Source organism: Pedobacter sp. HMWF019 (assembly GCF_003061025.1).
Lineage (GTDB): Bacteria > Bacteroidota > Bacteroidia > Sphingobacteriales > Sphingobacteriaceae > Pedobacter.
In genome coordinates this window covers 1-13225 of sequence record NZ_QAIL01000223.1, presented here as the reverse complement: position 1 = coordinate 13225, position 13225 = coordinate 1, and the positions used below count along the sequence as shown (strand labels likewise).

At 42.0% G+C, this 13225-nt stretch carries 14 protein-coding genes; 4 read left to right on the top strand and 10 right to left on the bottom strand.

The genetic code is table 11. The features are described 5' to 3' along the window. Positions 1-600 (top strand): DUF6266 family protein (locus DBR11_RS29600; protein ID WP_108553175.1); only part of this gene is annotated, 600 nt, incomplete at its 5' end. 35 nt (positions 601-635) lie between these two features. Here DBR11_RS29600 and DBR11_RS13390 read toward each other — a convergent pair. The 8 genes from DBR11_RS13390 to DBR11_RS13355 form a co-directional block, all read right to left on the bottom strand. Beyond that, positions 636-2087: a M28 family peptidase gene (locus tag DBR11_RS13390; protein WP_108553174.1), complete on the bottom strand. Its 1452-nt coding sequence runs from the start codon at positions 2085-2087 to the stop codon at positions 636-638. A 54-nt stretch (positions 2088-2141) separates the two neighbouring features. Beyond that, complete coding sequence (locus DBR11_RS13385) at positions 2142-3113, bottom strand: polyprenyl synthetase family protein (RefSeq protein ID WP_108553173.1); 972 nt, start codon at positions 3111-3113, stop codon at positions 2142-2144. Positions 3114-3145: 32 nt separating this feature from the next. Beyond that, positions 3146-4111: a YpdA family putative bacillithiol disulfide reductase gene (locus DBR11_RS13380; protein WP_108553172.1), complete on the bottom strand. Its 966-nt coding sequence runs from the start codon at positions 4109-4111 to the stop codon at positions 3146-3148. 14 nt (positions 4112-4125) lie between these two features. After that, on the bottom strand, positions 4126-5562 hold the full coding sequence (locus tag DBR11_RS13375; protein ID WP_233260748.1) for a rhodanese-like domain-containing protein: 1437 nt from the start codon (positions 5560-5562) through the stop codon (positions 4126-4128). Positions 5563-5622: 60 nt separating this feature from the next. Continuing rightward, the gene (locus DBR11_RS13370; RefSeq protein WP_108553171.1) at positions 5623-6639 is read right to left on the bottom strand and encodes an asparaginase; all 1017 of its coding nucleotides are present in this window, start codon (positions 6637-6639) and stop codon (positions 5623-5625) included. Positions 6640-6645: 6 nt separating this feature from the next. Next, positions 6646-7413 carry a TatD family hydrolase gene (locus DBR11_RS13365; RefSeq protein WP_108553170.1) on the bottom strand — a complete coding sequence of 256 codons (768 nt, stop codon included), beginning with the start codon at positions 7411-7413 and terminating at the stop codon, positions 6646-6648. An 80-nt stretch (positions 7414-7493) separates the two neighbouring features. Continuing rightward, entirely contained in the window at positions 7494-8510 is a 1017-nt protein-coding gene (locus DBR11_RS13360; RefSeq protein ID WP_108553169.1) for an FKBP-type peptidyl-prolyl cis-trans isomerase, read from the bottom strand. 79 nt (positions 8511-8589) lie between these two features. Then, positions 8590-9600 (bottom strand): bifunctional oligoribonuclease/PAP phosphatase NrnA, encoded by a 1011-nt coding sequence (locus DBR11_RS13355; RefSeq protein ID WP_108553168.1) that lies wholly within the window; start codon positions 9598-9600, stop codon positions 8590-8592. A 108-nt stretch (positions 9601-9708) separates the two neighbouring features. Here DBR11_RS13355 and DBR11_RS13350 point away from each other — a divergent pair, with 108 nt between their 5' ends. The 3 genes from DBR11_RS13350 to DBR11_RS13340 all read left to right on the top strand — a co-directional run bounded on the left by DBR11_RS13350 (position 9709) and on the right by DBR11_RS13340 (position 11534). Continuing rightward, the gene (locus tag DBR11_RS13350) at positions 9709-10128 is read left to right on the top strand and encodes a nucleoside-diphosphate kinase (RefSeq protein WP_108553167.1); all 420 of its coding nucleotides are present in this window, start codon (positions 9709-9711) and stop codon (positions 10126-10128) included. Between the two features lie 460 nt (positions 10129-10588). Next, the gene (locus tag DBR11_RS13345) at positions 10589-11296 is read left to right on the top strand and encodes an FKBP-type peptidyl-prolyl cis-trans isomerase (protein ID WP_199233836.1); all 708 of its coding nucleotides are present in this window, start codon (positions 10589-10591) and stop codon (positions 11294-11296) included. A gap of 52 nt (positions 11297-11348) precedes the next feature. Next, positions 11349-11534, top strand: coding sequence for a hypothetical protein (locus DBR11_RS13340; protein ID WP_108553165.1), 186 nt, complete (start codon positions 11349-11351; stop codon positions 11532-11534). Between the two features lie 5 nt (positions 11535-11539). Here DBR11_RS13340 and DBR11_RS13335 read toward each other — a convergent pair whose 3' ends face one another. Both DBR11_RS13335 and DBR11_RS13330 read right to left on the bottom strand, forming a co-directional pair. Continuing rightward, entirely contained in the window at positions 11540-11830 is a 291-nt protein-coding gene (locus DBR11_RS13335) for a DUF721 domain-containing protein (protein WP_108553164.1), read from the bottom strand. After that, positions 11823-12926: a DNA replication/repair protein RecF gene (locus tag DBR11_RS13330; RefSeq protein ID WP_108553163.1), complete on the bottom strand. Its 1104-nt coding sequence runs from the start codon at positions 12924-12926 to the stop codon at positions 11823-11825. Before DBR11_RS13330 ends, DBR11_RS13335 begins: the two co-directional genes overlap by 8 nt. Positions 12927-13225: the final 299 nt, after the last annotated feature.

The following is a 13225-nucleotide window of genomic DNA, read 5'->3' as shown; positions in this document are numbered from 1 at the left end:
GGAAAGGTGGGCGCAGTGGTTGGTGCAAGCTGGCATGGAATAGACTATATGCGAAGCCTACCAAGAGCCAGCAATAAGAGCGCTTCGATTTCACAGTTGGGGCAACGCACAAAAATGGTCTTACTCAGAGGCTTTTTGCTGGGTACTGACGAGATTATCAAACGCAGTTTCCAAAATTTTACGCAGGCAATGCCCATGAATGGAGCGCTTTCCTATAACCTCAAACATGCCATTACAGGAACGAGTCCTGACCTCAGGATAAACTTTCCAAATTTATTGTTCAGTAAAGGAGATCTTCAGGGGGCGTCCCTGCCAGAGGCTACTTCTACAGTCAGCAACGCTTTAGATTTCAGCTGGATCAACAGTAATTTTTCACCGATGAGTGCAGCAGATGATTTGGTTACGCTGGTCGTATATGATCCGGTAGAAATGCAATTCTCCACACTTTTGGAGGCTGGTAGCCGGGAAGAAGAGCTTGTTCGCATTGTCCTTCCCAAAAAATTCAGCGGGCATAGTGTACATTGCTATATCAGTTTTTTCTCGAATCAATTTCAGATCAGTTCCACCAATCAATATCTGGGCGAAATTGAGGTTAAATAGTTCGTAAAACGTCCTATTTAACCTCGTCCTCTGGCTTAGTCTTTCCACTTCCACTCGCCGGCAATCTTCAGCGGAAGTTCGAGATTATTCTCCTTTAAGAAAGCTTTCAGTGCCACATCAGATTGACGGGTAACCGGGATTTCCGGTGTATTGGCCAGTGCGTAAGCGAGCATTGCACTGTAGCGCACGGTATTTTTTAATCCCTGTTCATCCACCAGGCTGAATACATCCCCATTTGAATGATAAAACTGTCCGGATTGGTTGGGCAATTCGCCACCAAAGCCGCCGCCTACAGGAATACCCATCAGCATAAAAGGTTCATGATCACTATGCAATCCGGCTTCCTTAAGGAACCCGTTCCTAAAGCCAGTATCCAGTTTATTAATATCGCTTCCCCATGAGGTGAACAGGTCTTTCATTTCCTTTCTGCTGCTCAAAAAGCCTTTGGGGTCGTTGGTCATGTCATAGTTCAGCATAAATCTCAGCTGACCCAGTGTATTGGATTTCAAGGCATCAGCAATATACGCTTTAGAACCCAAAAGTCCCTCCTCTTCTCCCATAAACAACACAAACTCCACAGTCCGTTTGGTTTTCAACTTGAGTGCTTTAAATGTGCGCGCCATGTCAATCACAGCAAAAGAACCGATACCATTATCAATAGCACCTGTGGCCAGGTCCCAGCTGTCCAGGTGTCCACCCACAACAATCTTTTCTGCCGGCAAACTACTTCCTTTTAAACTGGCTACCACATTGCGGGCTTTGATCATGCCAGAGAAATTGGTCATGTTTAAACGGGCAAAACGAGCTTGTATTTTCAGGCTTTCTTTTACTTTCATCCCATCCTCCAGGCCAATACAAACCGCAGGAATCGGAATCAGCTTCCCGGTAACAGAAGCGGTACCGGTTAAAAGCACATTATTTTTAACCGTATTGATCATCATAATTCCAACCGCACCATATTTGATCGCAATAGCGGTTTTTTCTGAGCGGTGCAGGGAGGGTGTTCCGGCAGGAGATCCTGGAAGAACGCCAAGATAGACCAGGGCAATTTTTCCTTTAACTTTATCTGCCGTCTGCTGATAATCGGCTTCCAGTCCATTGCCCATATCCACCAGTTCTGCTTTTACATCGGCTTTGACCGGAGAGTGTGCCAGGGCAACAGAAGATATCTTTTGTAATTGATCAGGACTGCTTCCTATGGTTGTTTCGTTACTGATCCTACTCCAGCTTTCTACTTCAAAAGGCTGATACTTCACTTCATATCCGTAAGATTTTAGCAGGCTATAAGCATACGCTTCTGCTTTTGCCCCATTGGCCGAACCGGTTAAACGGTGTCCGATGGTTTCAGTAGCTTCTTTAAGATTAGAATAGGCCTTAGAATGACTTTGAACTTCGGCATTGATGGCAGAAAAAGTACTGAAAAAATGATCCTGCGCAAAAACAGGGATACAACTGCATAAGAGCAATAAGCTAAACAAATATTTCATAGATCAAATTTTTATAAATTAAGATTTCTGGCGAAGACTGAATGGGGCAAAAAATTATTTTTTACGCTCCGTAGTATAACGGACCAGTTGCTCCAGGCCTGTTCTGGCATCGCCAGGCTCAAAACCGTGCAGAATATCAAAAGCTTCCTTCTGGTATTCTTCCATTTTTTCATTGGCATAGCGAACTCCTTCTTTTCCGTTCACAAAATCAATGATCTCCTGGATCTTTACCGGATCGTCCTGATGATTTTTAACCAGGTTGATGATGCGTTTCTTCTCTGCTTTGTCTGAACGGTTCAGCGCATAAATTAGCGGGAGGGTAACTTTCTTTTCTTTAATGTCTATACCTATAGGTTTGCCTACGTCATCGGTTCCAAAATCAAAAGTATCATCTTTGATCTGAAAGGCAATGCCCACCTTTTCGCCAAAAAGACGCATTTTTTCAATTACTTCATCACTGGCACCGGCAGATGCAGCACCACAGGCACAGCAGGAAGCAATTAAAGAGGCTGTTTTCTGACGGATCACGTCAAAGTATAAGGCCTCACTGATGTCCATGCGGCGCACTTTTTCAATCTGGAGCAGTTCACCTTCGCTCATTTGCTTTACAGCTTCTGAAACGATTTGAAGTAAGCGGAATTCATTGTTATTGACCGAGAGCAGGAGCCCTTTGGCCAGGAGATAATCGCCGACCAATACGGCAATTTTATTTTTCCACAAGGCATTAATGGAGAAGAAGCCTCTTCTCTCATAAGCGTTGTCTACCACATCATCATGTACCAGAGTGGCTGTATGCAGAAGCTCCACCAGTGCAGCGCCACGATGGGTGGATTCTACAATGCCTCCGCACAATTTGGCAGCAAAGAAAACGAACATTGGACGGATCTGTTTCCCTTTCCTTTTAACGATATAATGCGTTATACGGTCCAGTAACGGAGCATCACTATGCATAGAAGCTTTAAACTTCTCCTCAAAAACCGTAATATCGGCAGCTATGGGTTCTTTAATCTGATCTATTCCCGGCATGCAGGTTCAAAAATGTTGTCCACAAACATAAATTAAATTCCTTTAATATGGGCAAAAATCTGCTCTGCATGTACTCTTGAGTTTTCGATGAACCATTTATGAGTATCTTTTCCTCCGCAAACCACCCCTGCCAGGTATAATCCCGAAAGGTTAGTTTCCATGGTATCAGCATCATAGGCCGGAACACCTCCTTTATCGTCTTCCAACTGGATACCAAAACGCTTTAACATGCCGAAGTCGGGTTTATAACCGGTCATGGCAATCACAAAGTCATTTTCGATTTCTAAAACTCCTTCTTCAGTACGGATTTGCACAGACTCTGGTGCAATTGACAGCAGCTCAGCATGGTAATAGGCTTTAATTTCCCCTTCTTTAATCCGGTTTTCAATATCCGGGCGAACCCAATATTTCACATAAGAGCCGATCTCGTTATTCCGGATCACCAGGCTTACTTTGGCCCCTTTCCGATAGGTTTCCAGGGCTGCATCAATAGCCGAGTTGTTCGCTCCCACGACAACAACATTCTGGAAAGCATATAAATGAGGATCTTTATAGTAATGGGTTACTTTTGGCAAGTCTTCTCCCGGAATGTTCATCATCACTGGCACATCGTAAAACCCGGTAGCAATCACCACATATTTTGTGCGGTAGCTGCCTTTGGAAGTTTCGGTATCAAAATAACCATCGGTCTGTTTGGAAACAGTTTTCACTTCTTCAAAAAGCCGGATATTTAAACTGAATTTTTCAGCTACCCGACGATAGTATTCTACCGCCTCGTTTCGGTTAGGTTTAGGATTGATGCTCACAAAGGGCACGCCTCCGATTTCCAGACGTTGCGAGGTAGAGAAAAAGGTCATGAATACCGGATAATTATATAAACTGTTGACCAGGGCACCTTTCTCCACGACTACATAACTGAGGCCGGCTTTTTGGGCTTCAATGGCGCAAGCCATTCCAATGGGACCGGCACCAATGATCAGTACATCAAATGTGTTCATAAGCTTTTAAAGGTTTAAGCTTTCATGGCTTTGGATGGGCAGGAAAAATCTGTTCTTTTTAATCCGGTTGCTTTAATGGCACCATAGCCGCCTGCAATATCGATCACCTGATCTATTCCTCTGGCTTTTAAAATAGAGGCTGCGATCATGGAGCGGTAACCACCTGCACAGTGGATATAATAAGTTTCGTCCGGACGCATTTCACTGGTCCATTCATTGATATAATCTAATGGCCGGGTCAAAGTGGACTCCAGGTGCTCTGCTTCGTACTCTCCTGGTTTGCGAACATCCAGTGCATGGATATCAGGTTGTTGGGTCAGAATATCTTCGAAGGCTTGGGCCGAAATGGAGGTAATGGTATCGGTATCTTTACCGGCTGCTGCCCAGGCTCCAATACCACCTTGAAGATAGCCAATAGTATTGTCGTAACCTACCCTGGCCAGACGGGTCAGGGCTTCTTCTTCTTTTCCTTCTTCTACGATGAGCAATAAAGGCTGCTTCAAGTCCGTGATCAGGGCACCTACCCATGGGGCAAACTGGCCGTTTAAGCCAATATTTACAGAGGAGGGGATAAATCCTTTGGCAAAAACCTGCGGATCCCTGGTGTCAAGCAATAAGGCTCCGGTCTGATTGGCCAACGCTTCAAATGCTTGCGGACTGAGGGGATTTAAGCCTTTCTCAAAAACCTGGTCTACGCTTTCGTATCCATGCTTGTTCATGGAAGCGTTTTTTGCGAAGTAGTGTGGAGGTGGCAAAATGCCGTCTGTGACTTCTTTGATGAATTGTTCCCTGCTTGTGGCTTTTAAAGCGTAATTGACTTCTTTTTGATGACCCAAGGTATCAAAAGTTTCCTTGCTCATGTTCTTACCACAGGCAGAACCCGCTCCGTGAGCCGGGTATACCAGCACTTCATCGGGAAGATTCAGGATTTTACTGTGCAGGGAATCGTATAAAGTACCTGCCATATCTTCCATAGTCATATCGCCTTGCTGTGCCAGGTCTGGACGGCCTACATCACCAATGAACAAGGTATCTCCGGAAAATATACAATAGGGTTTTCCTGTTTTATCTTTGAGCAGATAGGTGGTTGATTCTGGGGTATGGCCCGGAGTATGCAGGGTTTGTATCGTGAGTTCGCCTATTCTGAACTCTTCTCCATCAGCAGCAATATGTGCCGGGAAAGAAGTTTTGGCAGTGGGGCCATAAATTATCGTTGCCCCCGATTTTTCGGCCAGGTCAATATGGCCGGAAACAAAATCTGCATGAAAATGAGTTTCGAAGATATACTTGATGACCGCGCCATCCTTTTTTGCCTTTTTCAGGTAAGATTCTACCTCTCTGAGGGGATCAATGATCGCGGCTTCTCCATTACTTTCAATATAATAGGCGGCCTCTGCCAGACATCCGGTATAAATTTGCTCTATCTTCATAGCATCTGAATAATAAGCCATAAAAATACGGCTTATTATTCAGGAACACTGTCTTCTGAAACGAATTTACAGAAGTTTTACTTATACAGTAAGCTCTCCGCGAAGGGATTGCTCCATGAGTTTGGTGATTTCTGTCATTGTTAAACCGAGGCCCATCAGGTACATCAATTTGGTCACTGCAGCTTCAAAGGTCATGTCATAACCACTAACCACGCCCATTTGCTGCAGCTTTTTACTGGTCTCGTATTTACCCAGTTCTACTGAACCTACCTGGCACTGGGTGATGTCTACGATGATCTTCCCCGCATCTACAGCTTCCTGCAGGCTATCAATAAACCATTGGGCTGTAGTGGTATTTCCTGAGCCAAAAGTTTCCAGTACAATGGCATTGACTGAAGAACGGGTTACCGCCTGCACCGCCTGTGGGGTAATACCCGGATATAATTTAATGACCCCGATATTGGCGTTAAAATCTGCATGAACCTTAAAGGCTTCCTTCGGTTGCTGCTGAATATAGTTCTTATAGAAGGTTAAATGCACGCCTGCCTCTGCAAGTTTTGGATAATTAGGTGTCCGGAAGGCCTCAAATTTTTCGGAGTTGTATTTGATGGCCCGGTTACCCCTCAATAGCTGGTAGTCGAAATAGATGCAAACTTCAGGTACCATGGCTCTGCCTTGTTTTTTGGTGGCCGCAATTTCAAGGGCGGTGATGAGGTTTTCCTTGGCATCGGTTCTGATCTCTCCGATAGGCAGCTGAGATCCCGTTAGTACAACGGGTTTGGCAAGGTTCTCCAGCATAAAACTCAGGGCCGATGCGGTAAAGGCCATCGTGTCTGAACCATGAAGGATTACAAAACCATCGTACTGAGTGTACTTGTTCTCAATGATCCGGGCCAGTTTAGCCCAGATGTCCGGATGCATGTTGGAGGAATCCAGAATCGGATCAAAAGAATGCACATCGAGCTGGTAGTTTAGGCGTACCATTTCGGGAACATTTTGCTGGATCTGCTCAAAATCAAAAGGTATAAGCGCACCAGTCTGCGGATTATTGACCATGCCAATAGTTCCGCCGGTATAAATAATAAGTAGTTTAGTCATTGACTGCTAAACTAAAAAAATCTTTCTGGAATTAAGTGTAGTAATATCAGCTATTTCATCAACAGAAATACCATAAATTTCTGCCACTTTTCTAGCCACATAGACCAGGTAGCTACTCTCATTTGGCTTGCCTCTGAATGGCACCGGGGCAAGGTAAGGTGAGTCGGTTTCCAGAACGACATGTTCGAGGGGAACATATTTAAGTACTTCATCCAAGCCGGCTTTCTTATAAGTCACTACGCCGCCTATCCCCAGGTAAAAACCAAGTTCAATGGCCTTGAGCGCCTGATCCAGATTTCCTGTGAAACAGTGCAGAATTCCACGGAGCTTATCGTCTTTTTCAGCTTCCAGCACTTCAAAAACTTCATCAAAAGCTTCCCTGCAATGGATAACGATAGGTAGGTCCAATGCTTTTGCCCATTTGATCTGTTCTTTAAAAGCTTTTTGCTGGATACCCAGTGTGGTCTTATCCCAGTAGAGGTCAATACCGATTTCTCCTATGGCATAGATCTTCCGGCCAGCCATACTTGTATAGATCTCTTCCAGTACCGTTTCAAAATCCTCCTTTACATCACAGGGATGAAGCCCGGCCATAGCAAAACAATTTTCCGGGTAACGCTCTACCAGTTCGTTGATCATCGCAATGGAAGCAACATCTACATTGGGCAGGAACAGGCGTTGTATGCCCTGATCAAAGCAGCGCTGCAAGAGTTCGCTTTGCTTCTGCGGATCTCTTTCGTAATAAAGATGGGTATGGGTATCGGTTAAAAGCATGGGGCAAAGATACAAAATAAAAAAGCCCTGTCTATACAATAGACAGGGCTATGGGTTATGGCCCGAAGGCGATAGCCTGATTATTTTTTAACTGGAGCTGGTGTAGCAGCAGCTGGGTTTACTGGTGCTGGTGGAACTGGTACAGTAACCGCTGAAGGTTTTTTAATGTCTGTCAATTCTACTTCAAATACCAATGGAGTATAAGGACTGATACCACCCTGAGGCATACCATTCTCGCCATAAGCTAATTTAGAAGGGATAATGAAAGTGGCTTTACCACCTTTACCGATCAGTTGCAAGCCTTCGTCAAAACCAGGGATTGCTCTTCCTAATGCAAATGCACGTGGACCATACTGAGCCATTGGGTTAAATTTACCGGTTTCTTTAGCAATTTTTGCATCGCTGGTATCAAATACGTTATCTTTTCCGTTTGATTTTTTGGTGGTCAGTTTACCTGTATAGTTCACCATGATGGTATCTCCAACTACTGGTTTTTGTGCGCTTCCAGGAGTGGTGATCACATATTGCAAACCAGAAGCCGTAGTTTGTACTTTCAGGTTATTGTCTGCAATAAATTTTTTGATTTTTCCTTCTTCAGATGCTTTGTGTTTTGCAACTGTTGCCTGGTAATCTTTCTGGAAGAAATCTTTGGCTTTGTTCTGGAAAGTAGAATCTGCTTCTTTTGGATCTTTATGTAATACTTTCTCAATTTTAACAGTAAATACCAGGTATTTATCGTTTTTCAGGTTAGCTGGTTTTGGCTGACCTGAATGTTTAGCCATCGTATCTAAATCCAATTTGAAAGTAGCGCTGTCACCTTCACCAAAAAGATACAATACATCATTCATATCACCTGCATATTGTTTTTTACCTACAGGGAAGATTTGAGGTTGCTCAAGGTCATAGGTATTCGCCATCACTGAATCTTTTTCATTTTTTTGAATAAAGTTCAATTTAATGATATCACCTTCTTTGATTTTTTCTTTTCCTTCTGATTTATGTATCATGTACATTAAACCACCCGGTCCTTTTTTGTAGTTATTACAAGCAGCTAAACCAAGCGTAGCTGCAAAAAGAAGTACTAAAGTTTTTTTCATTGCGTTTTTTGTCGTTTTATTTTTTTTCGTTTATTTATTTTTAAATTCAGCGGTTCTCAAGAGGGCTTCGCCGTTTCTTTTATTGCAATAGCTGCGTTTTATACTCCGTCAATATAGATTTAAACTTTTCTACAGTATCTGTTAAACTCTCATCAGAAGCACCGCCAGCTGCATTTCTATGTCCACCACCGTTGAAATACTTTTTACAGATCTCATTGGCAGGAAAATCTCCGGTAGAACGTAAAGAAAGTTTAACCCGGTCGGTCCTTTCAATAATGAAAGCAGCCAGCCTGATGCCGTTTACAGACAATGCGTAGTTTACAATCCCTTCGGTATCTCCGGTAACGATATTATATTTTTTAAGTTCTTCAGCTGTAACTGTAATGATAGCGGTGTTGAACTCTCTTAAAATCTCCAGTTTGTTGGTTAAGCAATGTCCTAAAAAGCGTAAACGGTTTTCAGTAGCATTATCGTATACCAACTGGTGAATTCTCCAGTGTTCCGCTCCTGCATCAATCAGATCTGCGCCTATTCTGTACACTTCCGAGGTTGCCGAAGGAAAGCGGAAAGAGCCTGAATCTGTCATGATCCCTGTATACAAACAGGTTGCAATGTCTTTAGACATGAATGCGCCATCTTCAAGTTCGTGCACAATAAATTCATACACCAGTTGCGCTGCTGCACAGGCATTAATGTTCCAGCACCGGTAATCGTCGAAATCTTCTGGTTCCAGGTGGTGGTCGATCATGATCTTATAAGCTTCCGAACCCCGGATCACTTCTCCAAGTTCATTGATTCTGCTCAGGGTATTGAAATCCAGACAAAAGATCAAAGAGGCTTCTGCTACATGCAGTTCTGATTGTTCCTTTTGTTCTGTATAAATAATAACATCTGAGTTATTAGGAAGCCAGTGCAGAAAGTATGGATAATCTGTCGGTGTAATTACTTTAACGTGGTGCCCTTTCTGGATAAGATAAGCGTATAAACCCAGGGACGAACCCATAGCATCACCATCTGGCTTATGATGCGTCGTAATTACAATTTTCTGCGGCGTTGCCAGCAAAGATTTTAGTTCTGAAAGAGATAACATATATTTCGTTGCAAAGCTAACAATTTAATGAAGAAATGAATGCCTTTATATTTCAAGCTTTAATATTACCAGTATAAAACGTAATTTTGCAAAAAAATTAAAACAAAAATGGCTACAAACAGAACTTTTACAATGATCAAGCCTGATGCTGTTGCTAACGGACATATCGGAGCAATCATCAACGACATCACTTCTGCAGGTTTCAAAATCATTGCATTAAAGTATACTAAATTGACTCCTGAGACTGCAGGTAAATTTTACGAAGTTCACAAAGAGCGTCCTTTCTACAAGGATCTTGTTGAATTCATGTCTTCAGGTCCTATTGTTGCTGCGATCCTTGAAAAAGACAATGCAATTGAAGATTTCAGAAAATTGATCGGCGCAACTAATCCTGCAGAAGCAGCTGAAGGCACTATCCGTCAGAAATATGCAAAATCAATTGATGCAAACGCTGTGCATGGTTCAGACTCTGATGAGAATGCTCAAATTGAAGGTGATTTCTTCTTTACAGCAGACGAACGTTTCTAAGCAATACACGAAACAACTTATAAAAAAAGCACCTCATAAGGGTGCTTTTTTTATGCCCATCCCTCAGACCGTACCTCAACTCTCTCTGCTATATGCCCGGACTCTCCGGTTAAGCATCCGGAAAAAAAATCAATGTTACTCAGAAGAGACCTCAGCTTTCGAAGCAGTCCGCGCAGCGGCGCACAGAAAGCGTAGTCTCAGAAGAGTAACATTGATTTTTCATTGGAATATAATTTGATTTTAATGGTTATGAAGCGATCATGAGTTTCTATTTTTCACTAACATCTATTTGATTTCTGTGTTCTAGAGCTCGCTAAAGCTCGGTTGATTGTTTTGTAAGTGTAAACTCGTGATGGTTTCATCAAAGCTTATTTCTCTTCTTTTTCTTTATGTTTCAAAAATGTATAACTTTCCGCTTTCAAATCTTAGCACAGCTACACACTTAACATTTAAACACATAATGAAAACAGCCTTTATCGCCCTGTTGCTTCCTCTAACGACGTTCACTGCAATGGCGCAAACTAAAAAACACCCTGTAAAAAAAGCCGTTGTAAAAGCACCTGCTATCAAAAACGGTCTTGATTCTGCCAGCTATGCCTTTGGAACCAGTATGGCCACAAACCTGAAGAACAACGGTGTAACCGCTTTAAACTACGAACTTTTTATCCAGGGCCTAAAAGATACCTTTACCGGCAAAACGCCCCTGATGTCAAATGAAAAAACCCAAACAGCCATTAATAACCTCTTCGCCGGAGCCAGCAAGAAAAAATATGCAGGCATCATCGCAGAAGGAAAAACCTTCCTGGAGAACAATAAAAAAACAGCAGGTGTAAAAACTACAGCCAGCGGACTCCAGTATATCGTACTTAAAGAAGGTAGTGGTACGCATCCGGCAGCTACCGATACCGTAACTGCACATTATAAAGGCACTCTACTGAGCGGCAAACAGTTTGACAGCTCTTATGACAGAAATGAGCCGTTGGCTTTACCTTTAAACCGGGTGATTCCAGGATGGACAGAAGGTATACAACTGATGCAGCCAGGCGCTAAATACAAATTTTTCATCCCATATAACCTGGCCTACGGAGAACGTGGTGCCGGACAGGATATCCCTCCATACAGCACACTGATCTTCGAAGTAGAATTACTTAAAATCAGCGGCAAATAACCCTTCTAAAACCATTTTCATAAATCATTGTTATCTAGAAAAACAATGATTTATGAATCTTAAAAAATATCTTCCTCTTGGAATAGTTGCCCTTCTCGCGACCACCTTAAGCAGTTGCTCTGTGATAGAAGGCATTTTTAAAACCGGCGTATGGACCGGTGTAATTATCGTAGTGATTATCCTTGCCCTGATCATTTGGGTAATAGCCAAAGTCTTTGGCGGCGGCGGAAAGAGCTAAAAGAATTAAAGAAACACGATTTCTGTGATGACCTCAGAGCCGGTACGTTCATTAATACTTTGAATTATACCGGTTCTGACCATTAAAAGATCGTTCTTGATGACCGAGGACTCAATCCGTACAAATAATTTTTTATTGTTCACATAGATCTGGGTAGTTCTGTTTGCAATTGCTTTACCCATAATTTCGGGCCACAAGGCAACTACAGAAGTCTGATCGAACTTTCCTTTCAATTTATAGACAGCCAATAATTTATCAATGCCTTCTTTTAGAGTAATATCATTTGGTTTACGCATGTCTTACAGCCCCATTATCTACATCGAATAAAGTTACGGGAACTTTAATGCTATTAAAAATATTCAGCACCCTTTCTTTTCCAGTATCCGTAATAAAGATTTGTCCAAAATCATGATGAGAAACCATTTCCATCAATTTCCGCATACGGTGATCGTCGAGTTTATCAAAAATATCATCTAGCAATAGCAACGGCTTAAATCCCCTGTACTTTTGCAGGTAGGCATATTGCGCCAGTTTAAGGGCAATCAAAAAAGACTTTTGCTGTCCCTGGGAACCAAATTTCTTTAAAGCCATCTCTCTGATGGTAAAGACCAGTTCATCTTTATGAATACCCACAGTAGTTCTTTCCAGAACCTTGTCTTTCTCTGCAGCCTGCTGCAATAAAGATTCAAAATGATGTTCGTTTAACTGTGATTGGTACAATAAATGAACTTCTTCCTGGTCTTCAGTGATGAAACTATAATATTTATTAAATAAAGGGATAAACTCTGCCATGAAACTTTTACGTTTCTCAAAAAGCTTGTTACCCGAAGCGACCAGCTGCTCATCAAAAATCTGCAGCAATGCAGGATCATATTTCCGGGTAAGGGCAATTTGTTTAAGCAGTGCATTTCTGTTCAGCAAATGACGGTTATATATGATCAACTCATCCAAATACCTGGAATCTGTTTGAGAGATCACATTGTCCATAAACTTTCTGCGCTCTTCACTCCCATCCATGATCAGGTTGACATCATAAGGAGAAATCATCACCACTGGAAAAAGACCGATATGATCGGCCAATTTCTCGTATTCCTTTTTATTTCTCTTGAACTGCTTCTTCTGATTTTTCTTTACACCGCAGGTGATCTTCTCATTCTTCTCTTTCCGGTCAAAATCGCCTTGTATTAAAAATAAATCTTCTCCCGATTTGATTTGCTGGCTATCAATCGGATTGAAATAACCTTTACACAAACATAAATAATGTATGGCATCGAGCAAATTGGTTTTTCCTGCACCATTATTGCCCACAAAGGCATTTACCGTCTTTGAAAAACGGAGATCAGCATCGGTATAATTCTTGAAATTTAATAGGGTAATGTTTTTTAACCACATAGTTTATAGCCTCAAAGTTACCGTTTACCTTCGTTAAATCATTAAAGTTTAATTAAATACTAAAGAAAGGGGTTGATACTTTGAACGAAAAATGTATTTTTGCAATCCTTAATTTTTTTAAAATAAAATGTCCGCAACAGAAAAAGAACTCAACAACCCTGTAAAAAAGGGCTCTTTTGTACAAGAAAACTCAAAAAGCCTGTTATTCATTGCAGGTGCAGTAGTGGTATTAATTGGTATCTATATCTGGTACCAAAATGTATATTTAAAAGGTAGGGCTGAAGAAGCAACTGCAAAAA